We start from the raw sequence: 15,246 nt of genomic DNA on the forward strand, positions 1-15,246 counted from the left end.
TAAATATTGACCACTATTATGATGTTTGATAAAATATTCATGGAGGTGCTGTTCAATGGATTATTTGGTGCGTTTGGAAAGATTAGTCATAGAAGGAATAAAAAATGTTGAATATGGAGAATTGGTATTTGATGAATTATCTCAAGTAAAGAGAAATGAATGTAACGATTTGCATTCTGTTTTAGGAATTTATGGACAAAATGGTTCTGGAAAAACAACGGCACTAGAAACTGCTCAAATCCTCAAAAGAGTCTTATCAGGTGAAAAACTCCCAGAAGATATTGGGCAATATATAAGTAACGAAAGCCATCGTGCTAAAATAGAATGCACATTCTACATAAAATCACAATCCTTTACACAACTTGTCACATATATTTTTGTTATTGCAAAGCCTAGAGAAAAAGAAGGCAATGCTTATGATATTATTGATGAGAAGATGTTATCTAAAGAATATTCATATAGTGAGAAAAAGTGGCTTTCTCAAAAGACTTTATTTGAAGTCAAAAATAATGAAATTGTTTTTAAAAAGTTATTTAATAAATTTTCTTATGAAAATTATGTAGGGTTAAAAGTGACTAAAGAAATTGAAGTAGGAAGTTCATTTTTCTTTCATACAAGAAATCTTGCTCATATTGTTTCGGATTTAAAAGAAAAAAATGAGGAAAAACTCATAGAAGTATTAAAAATATTAAATAGATATGCTCAAACAGGTCTTATCATCATTCAAAATGATTTGATGGGTAGTATCAATCTGAATACACGTATGCCAGTTAATGTTTATCTATCAGACCATAGTTCATTGACATTAGGGAACATTGCAATTAATTTATTAGAACCAAGTGAATTAAAAAAAGATATTTTTACTGACTTTGAAAAAGTGATAATTCAAATAGATACAGTTTTAAATGCAATAGTACCGACTTTAAATATTGAAATTATGAACAAAAAAGAGCAATTGATGAAGGATGGAAGTTTGGGTTATGGATTTGAAGTTGTGAGTAAAAGAAATGGGAAATATATTCCATTAAGGTATGAGTCAGAAGGAATTAAAAGAATTATTTCTGTAACGAGTTCTTTAATAGCAATGTATAATCATTCTTCGATTTGTTTAATGATTGATGAATTTGATTCGGGAATATTTGAATATTTGTTAGGGGAACTGATTGAAATTATTTACGAATCAGCAAAAGGACAATTTATCTTTACTTCACATAATTTGAGAGCTTTAGAAAAATTACCTTACAAATCAATCATATTAACAACGACAAACCCTCAAAATAGATATATTCATTTTCATGGTGTCAAATCTAATAATAATGTTCGTGATTTCTACTATACAAGTATTATGTTAGGAGGGCAAAAAGAAATTCTTTATCAGGAAACTAAAAATTATAAAATAAAAAGAGCTTTTAGAATAGAGAAAGTATGTAAAAGAAGTAGAGAAAGAAAACAATAAAGGGGATTGTTTATACATACTTATGCAAATGTTGATTAAAATGGCTAATTTAAAGCGTTTAGAAAAAGATAAGCATTTATATTTCAAGATGCTATTTTATTTCATTCCCATAAGTCCCTATATTGACCAGATGAAGCACATAAAAAGAAATACATTGTCAACAGTTATTTTTAATCATTATTGATTAATATATTGTTTTATATAATTAAAATGCTGTAATCTTGATGTAAAAATTAATATTTGAATGATGTGTGGGGATGTGTCTATGGACATCTGTCGCACTCGTCTGTCTGGAGGGAAAAATAAAAAGAAACCATCAAAAATTGTCAGATTCATTTCAAATCAAAAAACAATCCTTATAGTCAAATAGTTGACCAATTAGGAATGCAAGAACAATTACTTAACAATAAATGGTACTAAAATAATTATAAAGTAAGTGATCTTATTAAAATTTATGAAATATTAGATGTTGAACTTTGTATACGTGACAGAAATAACATTTATAGTTTGATGGAAAATGGAAAAACTGGCAAAAACATTGATAATTAATACCATATATGGTATCATGATATTACCCAATGAATATAATAGGGGTGATAGCATTTGGGCAAAATTGAAAAAATATATAAAAAAATAATGGAAGATCCATATCATGCTGATTTAGATTTTGATGAAGTAAAAAATTTCCTTAAAAAATACGGATTTACGTATAGAAACAGTGGATCTAGCCATAATGTTTTTACGCATCCATCTTATCACGGAGTCTTGGTCATTCCTACTAAACATGGAAGACATGTAAAAGGGGCATATATTAAAATGATTAGAGAAGCTTTGATTGATTTGGATATGTAGAGGAGGAACTGTAAATGGATTATGAAATTAAAATGTATACCATTGAAACTACTAATGGTACTGAATATGTTGCTGAAATCCCTGAATTAAAAGGGTGCATCGGATCTGGAGATTCTTATGAAGAAGCATTAAACGAAGTTTTGGAAAACAAAAAAATTTATTTAGAAACATTAAAAGAAATGGGTCAAAAAATCCCGTTACCTAAGCAAAAAAAATCAAAATATAGTGGAAAGCTTTCTTTACGTATATCTCCTAGATTGCATAAGAAAATTAGTGAAGTTTCAGATGAATATGGCATAAGTATTAATCAACTTATTACTGAAACTTTAGCAGAAGCTATTGGTGGATATATTAAATTGATGAATATAAGTAAAGAAAAAATGAAACAACAGGAAGAATTAATTTTAAAAGAGAATTATTCTTCGCGTGTTTATGAACAATTTGTTTTTAGCAAAAATTATATTGGAGGTATACATTAAATGGCTAATGTAGTAAATCAAAGATTTAATTCTTTAAAAATTACAAACATATTTTTAAAAAGTGTTAACTTTGAAAATAAGTGTGAACCTGTTCAAGAATTAAAAGTAAACAGAGATATAAATATAGAAAATAGAGATAACAACACTATTGATTTTTCAATTGTTCAAAAAGTACTAGTGAACGGTGGGCAAGGTGGAATTATTGAAATATGTGTAGGAGTACAAATTAATGTTGATATTAAAGAGGGATTTTCAGATGATGAAATAGAAGAAGGACTAATGGAAATTATTCAAAAAATTATTGAAGTTAATGCAATTGATGGAAAAGTGTCTTTAATTATTGCAAATTTAACGAATTCATTTGGTGATAGGCCAATAATAATTCCTGATAATTCATTCGAAGTAAAGACCAATTAAATGATTTTTAAAGATCTGGTCAAATGTATGAATAATATGAAAGAGGTCATTTTATTTGTGGTAGAGGGTATGAGTGATAAAGAGGCATTGGAGCCTATATTATCTGAATTAATCAATATGCATTTGATAAGATTTGAAGTTTTAAGAGGGGATGCAACAGCCAGTTTATCTCATCCATATTATAAAAAGAATATGAAAGATAGAATCAAAACCATTGTTGATAATTATCTGGAAAATAATCGAGGTATTCAAAAGAAGTATATTGAAAAAATTATTTATATAACTGATACAGATGGTTGTTATATAGACTCTCAATACATTTATCTAAGTGAAAAAGATAAGGAATTTCGTTATGAAGATGACGGTATTTATACTAATAATGTTGAAAGGGTCAAACAAAGAAATGAATTGAAATCAAGAAATTTAAATATTTTAAATTCTGCCTCTAAAATATATCATTTACCTATAGAAACATATTATTTTTCGTGTAACCTTGATCATGTCTTATATAATATTCGTCAATTAAAACAGGAGTTAAAAGAAGAATATGCAATTAATTTTGCAGATCAATTTGAAGGATGAGAACACGAGTTTATAAATTTTATGAATAAGAATGAAATTCCTATGGGTAAGGATTATAAAGATTCTTGGGCACAGATTAAAATATCTTTTCATTCATTGTTACGTCATTCAAATTTTCATATTTTTTTTAAAAATAATAAGCAATATTTAGTGGATGAAGTGAAAGGAATTGTCTAAATTTATTTTTAGAATGAGTGGGTGAAAATAAAACCCGCTTTTTTTCATGAAAAGTTCACAAGCATTTTCTATAATGATGATGCAGTTTTCCTTTGTAATTCATGGAATAGTGTGTATAATGGTAATGTTAGAATTGAAGTGAAAAGAGGGATTAAATGAAAAAGTTTTTCAAAATATTACTTTCTAGAAGATTATTGTTGATTATTACGCTCATTGCGGCTATCGTTTTTACGTTTGTTGCCTTTGAGTTAAGTATACTACCATTAAAATATTTTATACCATTGATTATTGTTATTTTTTTGATGACATTTCTTTTATATCGTTTATCCAGAGATAAAAATGATTCTCATCCTGTAAAAGTGGCAGTGATGAAACTGATCAATATTATTTTAGCTATTGTGTTAATTATTGCATCATGGTCTTTAATGAAGGGGTCAAACTTTATTTCTGCTATTACGGGTGGAAGTGAAGAAATTATTGAGATGGATGTTGTTGTATTAAAAGATTCATTCTATGATACAATTGATGATTTAAAAGGACAGTCATTTGGTGCCCTTCATGGAGATGCTGTTAATATTAATAAGACAGAAACAATGATTGAAGATGATATCGGTGATATTACAGTGACAAATTATGCAAGTAATAATGAATTGATTGAAGCTTTAATGACAGAGGAAATGAGTGCTATTATTGTTAAAAATGTAGATTTAAAAACTTTTGATTCCATTGAAGAAAACTTCAATGAAAAAATAAGAATTATTCAAAAATATGAAATCAAGTTACCTAAAGTGACTGCCAATAGTGCAAAAGTGACACAAGAACCTTTTATTGTCTTTATTAGTGGACGTGATCAAAAAGGACCTATTAATACATTCTCATTATCTGATGTTAATATGATTGCAACGATTAACCCTACAACAAAACAAATTTTATTAGTTAGTATTCCTCGTGATTATTATGTTGATATTCAAGGAATTGATGGTGTCATGGGAAAAGATAAGTTGACACATAGTGCAAAAGGTGGTATTGATGCGACAATTCAGACTGTAGAAAATCTAATGGATATCAAAATGAATTATTATGCGAAATTCAATTTTACTTCATTTTTAAATGTCATTGATGCTTTAGGTGGTATTGAAATTGATGTTCCTCAATATGATGTTATTGGTAGAGATGATGGTGTCTTTGTGACACGTTTAGATAAGTATACAATTAAACCGGGAAAACAGACATTTGATTCTAAACATGCTTTATCTTTTGTACGTGAAAGATATGCTTTTGTGGATGGCGATGAAATTCGTGGGAAAAATCAGATGTTGATGTTGAAGGCGATTATCAAGAAATGTTGTTCACCAAGTTTAATTACAAGTATGGATAGTGTATTTGAATCATTATCAGATAGTTTTGAAACAAATTTAAGTGCCAGTGATATTAAATCTTTAATTAATATGCAAATTAGTGATATGGCATCATGGGATGTTCAATCTTTCCGTTTGACAGGAGATGCTTCGCAGCGTACATTAGAACTGGCAACAGTAGGTGATGTGACATCTGTTAATCCAAATGGTGTTTATGTCACACAACCAGATGAACAGTCAATTGCTAAGGCAAGAGAGTATATTCAAAAGGTTATGAATAATGAAATTGTTAAAGTAGAAAGTGAAACAACTAAGCAAACAGAAACAAATACAACAAATGAATAGATTTATATTAAAAAGTATGTTATGATATAACAAATACAAGGAAAAGAAAGAGTAAATGGAGAGTCTTAGACGTAGAGAGTTCTTGGCTGGTGAAAAAGAAATCAAGGCACCATTGAATACATCTTGGAGTAGGTGGCTGAAAGAAAAGTAGGCTTACACGGGAATGCCCGTTACAGCATCAGAGTATGAACCTGTTGACAGGCGTACTTGATAAGGCTTATATAGTGATATATAAGTGAAGTAAGGTGGTAACACGATCGTTCCTCTCGTCCTTATGATGGGAGGAACTTTTTGATTATAAGGAGGAAGAAAGATGATTATTGTTTTAAAACCAGATACAAATGAAAAAGATGTGAAAGAATTAGTAAATAAGGTTGAAAGTTTTGGATTGGTTGCTCATGTTTCCAAAGGAGAAGAAACAACTGTCATTGGAATGGTAGGAGATGTTACAAAGGTTGATCCTAAACAACTGGAAGTGTCACCCGTTGTTGATCATGTGATGCGTGTCAGTGAACCTTATAAGTTGGCAAATCGTGCCTTCCATCCTGAAGATTCCATTATAGATGTCAGTGGAGTCAAGGTTGGTGGAGATCATCTGGCGTTGATAGCGGGTCCATGTTCAGTTGAATCAAAGGAACAGGTCATTGCGATTGCCAGAGAAGCCAAAGCTGCTGGAGCGAATATGTTAAGAGGAGGAGCGTTCAAGCCTAGAACATCACCTTATGCCTTTCAGGGAATGGGAACAGCAGGATTGGATATCTTAGTGGCAGCGAAAGAAGAAACAGGATTGCCAATCGTATCTGAATTGATGAGTGCAGATTATATTGATGAATTTAATGAAAAAGTTGATCTGGTTCAGATTGGAGCCAGAAACATGCAAAACTTTGATCTGTTGAAAGAAGTAGGAAGAAGATGTACGAAACCAATATTATTAAAAAGAGGATTAAGTGCAACATATGAAGAATGGATCATGAGTGCAGAATATATCATGGCAAGTGGCAATCCCAATGTGATTTTATGTGAAAGAGGAATCAGAACATTTGAAAGCTATACAAGAAACACATTGGATTTACAGGCGATTCCAGTTATCAAGAGATTGACACACTTACCTATTATTATTGATCCATCTCATGCCGGAGGGAAATGGTGGCTGGTAGAGCCAATGGCGAAAGCTGCAGTAGCAGCAGGATGCGATGGATTGATGATAGAAGTGCATAATGATCCAGAACATGCTTTATGTGATGGACCACAATCATTAAAACCAAAAAAATATACAGAACTGTTAAGACAGGTTAAAGGCATTGGAGAAATTGTTGGAAAACATGTACAATAGAATAAAAAGATAAAATTAAGGAAATATAGAAAAAAGATTGACTTTTTTGTTTTTATCGCATAATATATAAGCATATAAAAACTACTGTTATAAATACTGTGAAAAGAAAGAGTAGATAAGTGAGCTTGCGTAGAGAGTTCTTGGCTGGTGAAAAAGAATCAAGTGAACTCATTGAATTCCTCTTGGAGTAGGTGGCTGAAAGAAAAGTAGGCTTACACGGGAATGCCCGTTACAGCATCAGAGTATGAACCTGTTGACAGGCGTACTTGATAAGGCTTATATAGTGATATATAAGTGAAGTAAGGTGGTAACACGGAAGATTTTCTCTCGTCCTTATAGGATGGGAGATTTTTTTATTTATACAGTAGAGAAAGGGGATAAAAAATGATTATTGTATTTAAGCCAAAAACAAAAGATGAAGATGTACAAAAAATAGTGAAACAAGTAGAAGAAAAAGGACTCACAACACATATTGTTGTGGGAACAGAAACAACCATTTGTGGAATTATTGGAGATGTTACAAAGGTTGATCCTAAACAATTAGAAGTGTCTCCTGTTGTTGATCATGTGATGCGTGTCAGCGAACCTTATAAGTTGGCAAATCGTGCCTTCCATCCTGAAGATTCCATTATAGATGTCAGTGGAGTCAAGGTTGGTGGAGATCATCTGGCGTTGATAGCGGGTCCATGTTCAGTGGAATCAAAGGAACAGGTCATTGCGATTGCCAGAGAAGCCAAAGCTGCTGGAGCGAATATGTTAAGAGGGGGAGCGTTCAAGCCTAGAACATCACCTTATGCCTTTCAGGGAATGGGAACAGCAGGATTGGATATCTTAGTGGCAGCGAAAAAGGAAACAGGATTACCGATTGTATCTGAATTGATGAGTGCTGATTATATTGATGAATTTAATGAAAAAGTTGATCTGGTTCAGATTGGAGCCAGAAACATGCAAAACTTTGATCTGTTGAAAGAAGTAGGAAGAAGATGTACGAAACCAATATTATTAAAAAGAGGATTAAGTGCAACATATGAAGAATGGATCATGAGTGCAGAATATATCATGGCAAGTGGAAATCCCAATGTGATTTTATGTGAAAGAGGAATCAGAACATTTGAAAGCTATACAAGAAACACATTGGATTTACAGGCGATTCCAGTGATCAAGCGATTGACACACTTACCTATTATTATTGATCCATCTCATGCCGGAGGGAAATGGTGGCTGGTAGAGCCAATGGCGAAAGCTGCTGTAGCTGCAGGATGCGATGGATTGATGATAGAAGTGCATAATGATCCAGAACATGCTTTATGTGATGGACCACAATCATTAAAACCAAAAAAATATACAGAACTGTTAAGACAGATTAAAGGCATTGGGGAAATTGTTGGAAAGAAGATTTAGGAGCGAGAAAATGGATTTAAAAGTCAATTTACAAAAAGACAGTTATCATATTTATATCCAGCAGGGACTATTAGATCATGTTTTGGATAAACTTTCACCATTATGTCATGGACAAAAAATCATGATTATATCTGATGATCAAGTGTTTTCATATTATGGTGAAAAACTGAAAAAACAATTACAATCTCAATATCATGTTGGGCATGTCATTGTGAAGCATGGTGAACAATCTAAACGTTTTGATATCTTACCTGAGATTTATCATCAATTGCTTGATTTCCATTTAACCAGAACAGATACCATCATCGCATTAGGTGGTGGTGTCATTGGTGATTTGGCTGGATTTGTTGCCAGTACATTTCTAAGAGGTATACAGTTTATTCAAATTCCAACCTCTCTTTTGGCACAGGTTGATTCAAGTGTAGGAGGAAAAGTCGCTGTGGATTTACCAGAAGGAAAAAATCTGGTAGGGGCGTTTAAACATCCTTCATGTGTCTTGATTGATCCATTGACACTGAAAACATTGGATCAAAGGTATATCAATGATGGTATGGGAGAAGTGATTAAATATGGATGTATTTTTGATAAAGATTTGTTTCAAAAATTAGTTTCCTATACATCCTTTGATGATTTATATCAAGATATAGATGATATCATTTATCGTTGTGTTGATTTAAAACGTATTGTTGTTGAAAAAGATTTGTTGGATTTTGGGGATCGTCTGGCATTGAATTTTGGTCATACTTTAGGACATGCGATTGAACAATATTATCATTATCAGACTTATTCACATGGAGAAGCAGTTGGAATCGGTATGTATCAGTTAAGTTTAATATCTCAAAAACTGGGATTGACAAAAGAAGGAACAGCCAATCAAATTAAAAAAGCATTGGATTTATATCATTTACCTAGCATGGCTCATGTTCCCGTTAAAGATTTAAAAAAAGCAATGGCTTTAGATAAAAAGAACATCAATCAAAAATTGAATTTTGTCTTATTAAAAGAGATTGGGAATTGCTTTATTTATCCAAGTGATTTATCATTGATAGATGAAAGTCAGGAGGTATAAAATGGCAATCAAAATTACACCACATCAACTATCAGGAGGAATTGCAGTTCCTCCTTCAAAAAGTATGGCACATCGTGCAATCATTTGTGCTTCTTTAGCACAAGGAAGAAGTGTTATTACGAATATTGAATATTCTAAAGATATAGAAGCGACGATTGGAGCTATGAAAAGTTTAGGAACAATGATTTTTGAACATGAAGATTATCTTGAGATTGATGGCACAACAACTTTTATGAAAAATCAATGTGAAATCAATTGTTTTGAATCAGGTTCAACTTTACGTTTTATGGTTCCCATTGCTTTGGTTTGTGAAAATAATCTTCATTTTACTGGTGAAGGAAGATTAGGAAAAAGACCAATGCAGGTATATTATGATATTTTTGATCAACAGGGGATTTCTTATTTATATCGTGAAAATGTTTTAGATTTATATGTGAGAGGAAGAATGCATGGGGGAGAATTTCATTTACCGGGAGATGTTTCTTCACAGTTCATTAGTGGATTATTATTTGCTTTACCATTGATGGATGAAGATTCACGTATTGTGATGACTTCACCAGTGCAATCAAAAGGATATATTGATCTCACTTTACAGATGTTAGACATGTTTGGTATTCAAATTGAAAATCATGATTATCAAGAATTGGTGATTAAAGGAAGACAACGTTATCAACCATGTGATTATCGTGTGGAAGCTGATTTTTCACAAGCTGCCTTTTATCTTGTAGCAGGTGCTTTAAATAATCAAGTCTGTCTGCAAGATTTAAACAATGAATCTTATCAGGGTGATAAGGTTGTCGTAGATTTATTGTGTCAGATGGGATGTCAATATACAGAAACAACATCAGGGATGTGTATGCACTCAAATGGTTTAAAAGCTATCTCTATTGATGGTTCACAATGTCCTGATATCATTCCAGTTATGGCACTAGCCTGTGCTTTAAGTTCAGGAACATCATATATTCATCATATTGGACGTTTACGTATCAAAGAATGTGATCGTTTAAAAGCCACAGTAGAAGTCATCAATCAGCTAGGAGGACAGGCTATTGAAATGGATGATGCGATGGAAATCACAGGTGTAGAAAAACTTCAAGGTGGTCAAGTATCTTCTTATCATGATCATCGTATGGCTATGATGGAAGCTATTGCTTCTACTGTTTGTTTAGAACCAGTCATCATTGATGATGAACAATGTGTAGAAAAATCTTATCCTCGTTTCTGGGAAGATTTTCAACAATTAGGAGGTGTCTTTGATGAGTGCAAACTGGGGGAATAATATTGAATTATCTATATTTGGAGAAAGTCATGGACCAGCTATAGGTATTGTGATAGGGGGCTTACCAGCCGGAATGAAACTAGATATGGATGAAATTCGCTGGTTTATGAAACGACGTGCGCCTGGACAAAATCAGATGTCTACACCACGAAAGGAAAAAGATGAATTTCAAATAGTCAGTGGAATACGAGATGGTGTGACAACCGGTGCTCCGCTATGTGCAATGATTGAAAATACAAATACTCATTCAAAAGATTATAGTGAGTTAAAAGTCAATATGCGACCAGGACATAGTGATTATCCAGCTTACATCAAATATCATGGATATAATGATGTACGTGGGGGAGGACATTTTTCTGGACGTTTAACAGCACCTATTGTATTGGCTGGAAGTATTGCCAGACAGATTTTATTAGAAAAAGGAATTCTAATTGGTGCTCATATGAAACAGATTCATCATGTTCAAGATGAGTCATTTCCCGTTGATATAGATGATGAACTATTAAAACAATTATCACATCAAATGTATCCAACATTAGATGATCAAGTTTTTATAAAAATGCAGGAAGAAATAGAAAAAGCACGTATGTCACAAGATTCAGTTGGCGGTATCATTGAATGTGCAATAGCTCATGTTCCAGCAGGAATAGGTAATCCTTTCTTTGATTCAGTAGAATCTCATTTATCTCCATTATTATTTAGTATCCCGGCTGTAAAAAGTGTGAGCTTTGGAAGTGAATCTATTCATCAGATGTATGGTCATGAAGCCAATGATGCTTATTACTATCAAGGGGATCAAGTCAAAACCAAAACCAATCATAATGGGGGTATCACTGGAGGTATTACGAATGGAATGCCAATTGTTTTTCAAGTTGGTATTAAACCAACACCTTCTATTTCTCAAATTCAAGAAACAATTAATGTTCAGACACATACCAATACACAAATTCAAGTGAAAGGAAGGCATGATCCATGTATTGTCCCTCGTGCTGTTGTGGTAGTGGAATCAATGGCAGCATTGGGAATCTTGGATCTGTTAGGTTAATATGAAAGATTTAAAACAATGTCGAGAAGAAATAGATGCTATTGATGAACAATTGATGGCTTTATTTGAAAAAAGAATGAATGTCGCTAAAGATGTTGTGCAGTATAAAATGGCACATGACATGGAAATATTTCAAAGTGAACGTGAAGCACAAGTGATTCAAAAAAATATCTCACGTATTCATCAGGAAACACTAGAACCTTATGCAAAACTGTTTCTTACATCTTTAATGAATATTTCTAAAACATATCAATCTACATTTTTATCTTATTCTTGTTCTCATTTTCCGCAACCACAAACACAAAATATTACGGTTGGTTTTCAAGGTGTGCCGGGTTCTTTTTCTGAAAAAGCTTTGAAAACTTACTTTGGAGATGATGTTCAAAGACAGAATTATCCACATTTCAAAGATGTGTTTGAAGCATTAAAACATGATGAAATTGATTATGGGATTGTGCCTTTAGAAAACTCATCGACAGGGGCTATTAATGATAATTATGATGCTATGAGAGATTATGATTTTTATATTGTTGGAGAACAAAGTTTAGCTGTTTCACAGCACTTATTAGGTATCAAAGGTACAAAGCTGGAAGATATACAAGCTGTTTATTCTCATCCTCAAGGATTACTACAAACTTCCTTGTTTTTAGATAAACATCATATTCAACCACGTGCTTATGAAAATACTGCAATGGCGGCTCAATATGTTTCTTCTTTAAATGATCCTCATATTGGTGCTATTGCATCTTTACAGGCTGCTAAGCTTTATGATTTAGATGTGATTCAAGAAAATATTCAAAATGTTTCTAATAATTCAACAAGATTTATTATCTTTGGAAAACATTTAGAAATTTCTGAAGATGCCTCTTGTATCAGTATTGTATTTACATTACCACATCAAATAGGTACTTTATATCAAATCACCAAGATTATTAATGATTATTCAATCAATATGTTGCGTATTGAATCTCGTCCATTACTAGAAACAACATGGGAATATTATTTTTATGTAGATTTAGAAGGAAGTTTAAAACAACCTTCACTTTTACAGGCATTAGAAGATATCAAGGCTCATACCAAAACCATGAGGATATTAGGAAATTATGCGAAAAGATAAAACAAATGTTGTTTTGATAGGAATGATGGGATGTGGAAAAACAACAATTGCGAAACTATTGAAAGATAAACTTCATAAACAATGGATTGATATGGATCAGTATATTGAAAATCAATATCAAATGTCCATATCTCAAATGTTTGATATATCAGAGGACTATTTTAGAGAAAGAGAAACAGCATGTTGTTTAGAGATTGCTAAACAAAAACATTGTATTATTTCTACAGGTGGTGGGGTTATTCAGCGTTATGAAAATATCGAAGCCTTGAAACAAAGTGGGTATATTATTTATATTGATCGCCCCATTCCTCTTATTTTAGAAGATGTTGATACATCCTCTCGCCCTTTATTAAAAGAGGGTGCTCAAAAACTCTATGATTTATATCAAGTCAGACATCCTCTTTATTTACAAGCCTGTGATTACTGTGTTGCTAATGATGGGACATTAGAAGATGTTTGTCATAAAATTATAGATTTATTAAAGAAGCTATAAATTGATATGATAACCTCCTAGTAGACAGTGTAAATAATTAAACACTGATACGGGAGGTTTTTATATTGGGAAGAAAAAGCAAATATTCTAAAGAACTAAAAATAGAAATATGTAAACGTTATTTGAATGGTGAAGGATCTACTTATTCATTAGCTGATGAAATTGGCACAAATAATATGGTTGTTTATAGATGGGTTAAAAAATACAATGCTTTTGGTGAATCAGCTTTTGATGATTTAAAATCAAATAATGCATATACTAAAACATTTAAACAGATGGTTGTAGATGCTTATTTAAACGGCGAAGGTTCATTAGATGATCTGGCAATAAAATATAATATTTCTTCTAATAGCACTATCATAAAGTGGATAAAAGATTATAATAGTCATATGGAATTGAAGGATTACATTCCTGGAGGAGAAGATATCTATATGGCGAAAAGCAGAAAAGTAAATAAAGAAGAACGTATTGAAATTGTAAAGTATTGTCTTGAACATGATTTGGACTATAAGACAACAGCTAAGGTATTTGAAACAACTTACGCTAATGTCTTTAATTGGGTCAAGAAGTATAAGGAAAAAGGCGAAGATGGTTTAGGTGATAGACGTGGACATCATAAAGCTGATGAAGAAGTTGATGAAATGACTTTATTAAAACGACAGCTCAAACAAAAGGAATATGAACTTGAAATGGCACTATTGGAGGTAAGAATGTTAAAAAAATTGGACGAGATAGAAAGAAGGCGATATACAGAGAAAGCAAATATGAAGAAGAATATGAAGCAATCAAAGAAATTAGCGAAGAAGAAGTAGATAAAGGAAACACACCAAATATATCACTTATGTGTAGAATACTTGATGTCAAACGTGCAAACTATTATAAATGGCTTCATCATGAAAAGAGTATTGTAGACAAGGAAAATGAAGAGATAGCTGAGCTGATCAAAGAATATCATAAAAAATATAACGGATTATTAGGTTATAGAATGATGGCTGATAGAATAAATAGAGATCATCATAGACATTATAGTGACAAACGTATCTATAAGATCATGAGGACATTAGGTATTCAAAGCATCATTCGACCTAAACGAAGAAGTTGTACAGTTAGAAAAAATAACAACACAGCTAAGAATAATCTTAATAGAGATTTCAATGCATCAAGACCAAATGAAAAATGGGTAACTGATGTCACAGAATTCAAATATGGCCCACATAATGAATATAAGCTTTATTTGAGTGCATTTCTTGATCTCTATGATAGAACAGTCGTCAGTTATGAAGTTGGTAATCACAATAATAATATTCTTGTTTTTAATACATTTGATAAAGCAATTCAAGCTAATAAAGATGCACATCCTTTATGTCATTCGGATGGAGGATATCAATACACAAGTCCAGCCTTTGTAAATATGCTTAAAGAGCAGGGAATGACACAAAGCATGTCAAGAGTTCACTGCTGCATAGATAATGGACCAATGGAAGGCTTTTGGGGAATCATGAAATGTGAGATGTATTATTATGGAAAACATTACAACACAAAGGACGAACTTATTAAGGCTATTGATGATTGGATTCATTATTACATGTATGAAAGATATCAAAGAAGATTTGGAGTAAAGACACCATATGAAGTGAGAAGAGAAGCACTATCATTACAAACACCAAATCAATATCCAATATTAGAAAATAAAAGAATCATAAAATATAAACAAGAACATTATACAAGTAATACAACATTAGCTGCATAAAGAAAAATGAAGTTGTCTCCTCGGCAACTTCATCAAAAACATTTTTAATTATTTCACCTGTCTACTTGACAGGGGCGGTTCAAATGATTATAG

Annotated in this window: 16 protein-coding genes and 2 other annotated features; all 16 genes read left to right on the forward strand. The window is 32.0% G+C overall.

Features of this window, described 5'->3' with window-relative positions:
• Positions 1 to 55 precede the first annotated feature (55 nt).
• The 16 genes from KEC48_RS15945 (at position 56) to KEC48_RS16020 (ending at position 15,153) form a co-directional block, all read left to right on the forward strand.
• A complete protein-coding gene (locus tag KEC48_RS15945) occupies positions 56 to 1,456 on the forward strand; it encodes an AAA family ATPase (protein ID WP_211963559.1) in 1,401 nt (466 codons plus the stop codon).
• Positions 1,457 to 2,092: 636 nt separating this feature from the next.
• Positions 2,093 to 2,308, forward strand: a complete 216-nt coding sequence (locus KEC48_RS15950; protein ID WP_211963561.1) for a type II toxin-antitoxin system HicA family toxin — start codon at positions 2,093 to 2,095, stop codon at positions 2,306 to 2,308.
• Positions 2,309 to 2,322: 14 nt separating this feature from the next.
• Positions 2,323 to 2,787 (forward strand): toxin-antitoxin system HicB family antitoxin, encoded by a 465-nt coding sequence (locus KEC48_RS15955; protein ID WP_211963563.1) that lies wholly within the window; start codon positions 2,323 to 2,325, stop codon positions 2,785 to 2,787.
• Positions 2,788 to 3,204, forward strand: coding sequence for a hypothetical protein (locus tag KEC48_RS15960; protein ID WP_211963565.1), 417 nt, complete (start codon positions 2,788 to 2,790; stop codon positions 3,202 to 3,204).
• A 27-nt stretch (positions 3,205 to 3,231) separates the two neighbouring features.
• Positions 3,232 to 3,786: a hypothetical protein gene (locus tag KEC48_RS15965; RefSeq protein ID WP_211963567.1), complete on the forward strand. Its 555-nt coding sequence runs from the start codon at positions 3,232 to 3,234 to the stop codon at positions 3,784 to 3,786.
• A gap of 21 nt (positions 3,787 to 3,807) precedes the next feature.
• Positions 3,808 to 3,963 (forward strand): hypothetical protein, encoded by a 156-nt coding sequence (locus tag KEC48_RS15970; protein WP_211963569.1) that lies wholly within the window; start codon positions 3,808 to 3,810, stop codon positions 3,961 to 3,963.
• A 155-nt stretch (positions 3,964 to 4,118) separates the two neighbouring features.
• A complete protein-coding gene (locus KEC48_RS15975; protein ID WP_211963571.1) occupies positions 4,119 to 5,666 on the forward strand; it encodes an LCP family protein in 1,548 nt (515 codons plus the stop codon).
• A gap of 29 nt (positions 5,667 to 5,695) precedes the next feature.
• Positions 5,696 to 5,943 (forward strand) — a binding site (T-box leader).
• Positions 5,944 to 5,979: 36 nt separating this feature from the next.
• Positions 5,980 to 6,999: a 3-deoxy-7-phosphoheptulonate synthase gene (gene aroF / locus KEC48_RS15980; protein ID WP_211963576.1), complete on the forward strand. Its 1,020-nt coding sequence runs from the start codon at positions 5,980 to 5,982 to the stop codon at positions 6,997 to 6,999.
• Positions 7,000 to 7,088: 89 nt separating this feature from the next.
• Positions 7,089 to 7,337: a binding site (T-box leader), on the forward strand.
• Between the two features lie 46 nt (positions 7,338 to 7,383).
• On the forward strand, positions 7,384 to 8,400 hold the full coding sequence (gene aroF / locus KEC48_RS15985; protein WP_211963578.1) for a 3-deoxy-7-phosphoheptulonate synthase: 1,017 nt from the start codon (positions 7,384 to 7,386) through the stop codon (positions 8,398 to 8,400).
• A gap of 10 nt (positions 8,401 to 8,410) precedes the next feature.
• Complete coding sequence (gene aroB, locus KEC48_RS15990) at positions 8,411 to 9,469, forward strand: 3-dehydroquinate synthase (protein ID WP_211963580.1); 1,059 nt, start codon at positions 8,411 to 8,413, stop codon at positions 9,467 to 9,469.
• A 1-nt stretch (position 9,470) separates the two neighbouring features.
• The gene (gene aroA / locus KEC48_RS15995) at positions 9,471 to 10,748 is read left to right on the forward strand and encodes a 3-phosphoshikimate 1-carboxyvinyltransferase (protein WP_211963581.1); all 1,278 of its coding nucleotides are present in this window, start codon (positions 9,471 to 9,473) and stop codon (positions 10,746 to 10,748) included.
• Positions 10,726 to 11,793 carry a chorismate synthase gene (gene aroC, locus KEC48_RS16000; RefSeq protein ID WP_211963582.1) on the forward strand — a complete coding sequence of 356 codons (1,068 nt, stop codon included), beginning with the start codon at positions 10,726 to 10,728 and terminating at the stop codon, positions 11,791 to 11,793. Before aroA ends, aroC begins: the two co-directional genes overlap by 23 nt.
• A 1-nt stretch (position 11,794) precedes the next feature.
• Positions 11,795 to 12,910, forward strand: coding sequence for a chorismate mutase (locus KEC48_RS16005; RefSeq protein WP_211963585.1), 1,116 nt, complete (start codon positions 11,795 to 11,797; stop codon positions 12,908 to 12,910).
• Complete coding sequence (locus tag KEC48_RS16010) at positions 12,897 to 13,403, forward strand: shikimate kinase (RefSeq protein ID WP_211963587.1); 507 nt, start codon at positions 12,897 to 12,899, stop codon at positions 13,401 to 13,403. Before KEC48_RS16005 ends, KEC48_RS16010 begins: the two co-directional genes overlap by 14 nt.
• A gap of 65 nt (positions 13,404 to 13,468) precedes the next feature.
• Positions 13,469 to 14,215, forward strand: a complete 747-nt coding sequence (locus KEC48_RS16015) for a helix-turn-helix domain-containing protein (RefSeq protein WP_087357659.1) — start codon at positions 13,469 to 13,471, stop codon at positions 14,213 to 14,215.
• A gap of 20 nt (positions 14,216 to 14,235) precedes the next feature.
• Positions 14,236 to 15,153 (forward strand): IS3 family transposase, encoded by a 918-nt coding sequence (locus tag KEC48_RS16020; protein ID WP_275086202.1) that lies wholly within the window; start codon positions 14,236 to 14,238, stop codon positions 15,151 to 15,153.
• Positions 15,154 to 15,246 lie beyond the last annotated feature (93 nt).

The sequence above is a fragment of the Clostridium sp. C1 genome (assembly GCF_018223625.1).
Taxonomy (GTDB): domain Bacteria; phylum Bacillota_I; class Bacilli_A; order Erysipelotrichales; family Coprobacillaceae; genus Allocoprobacillus.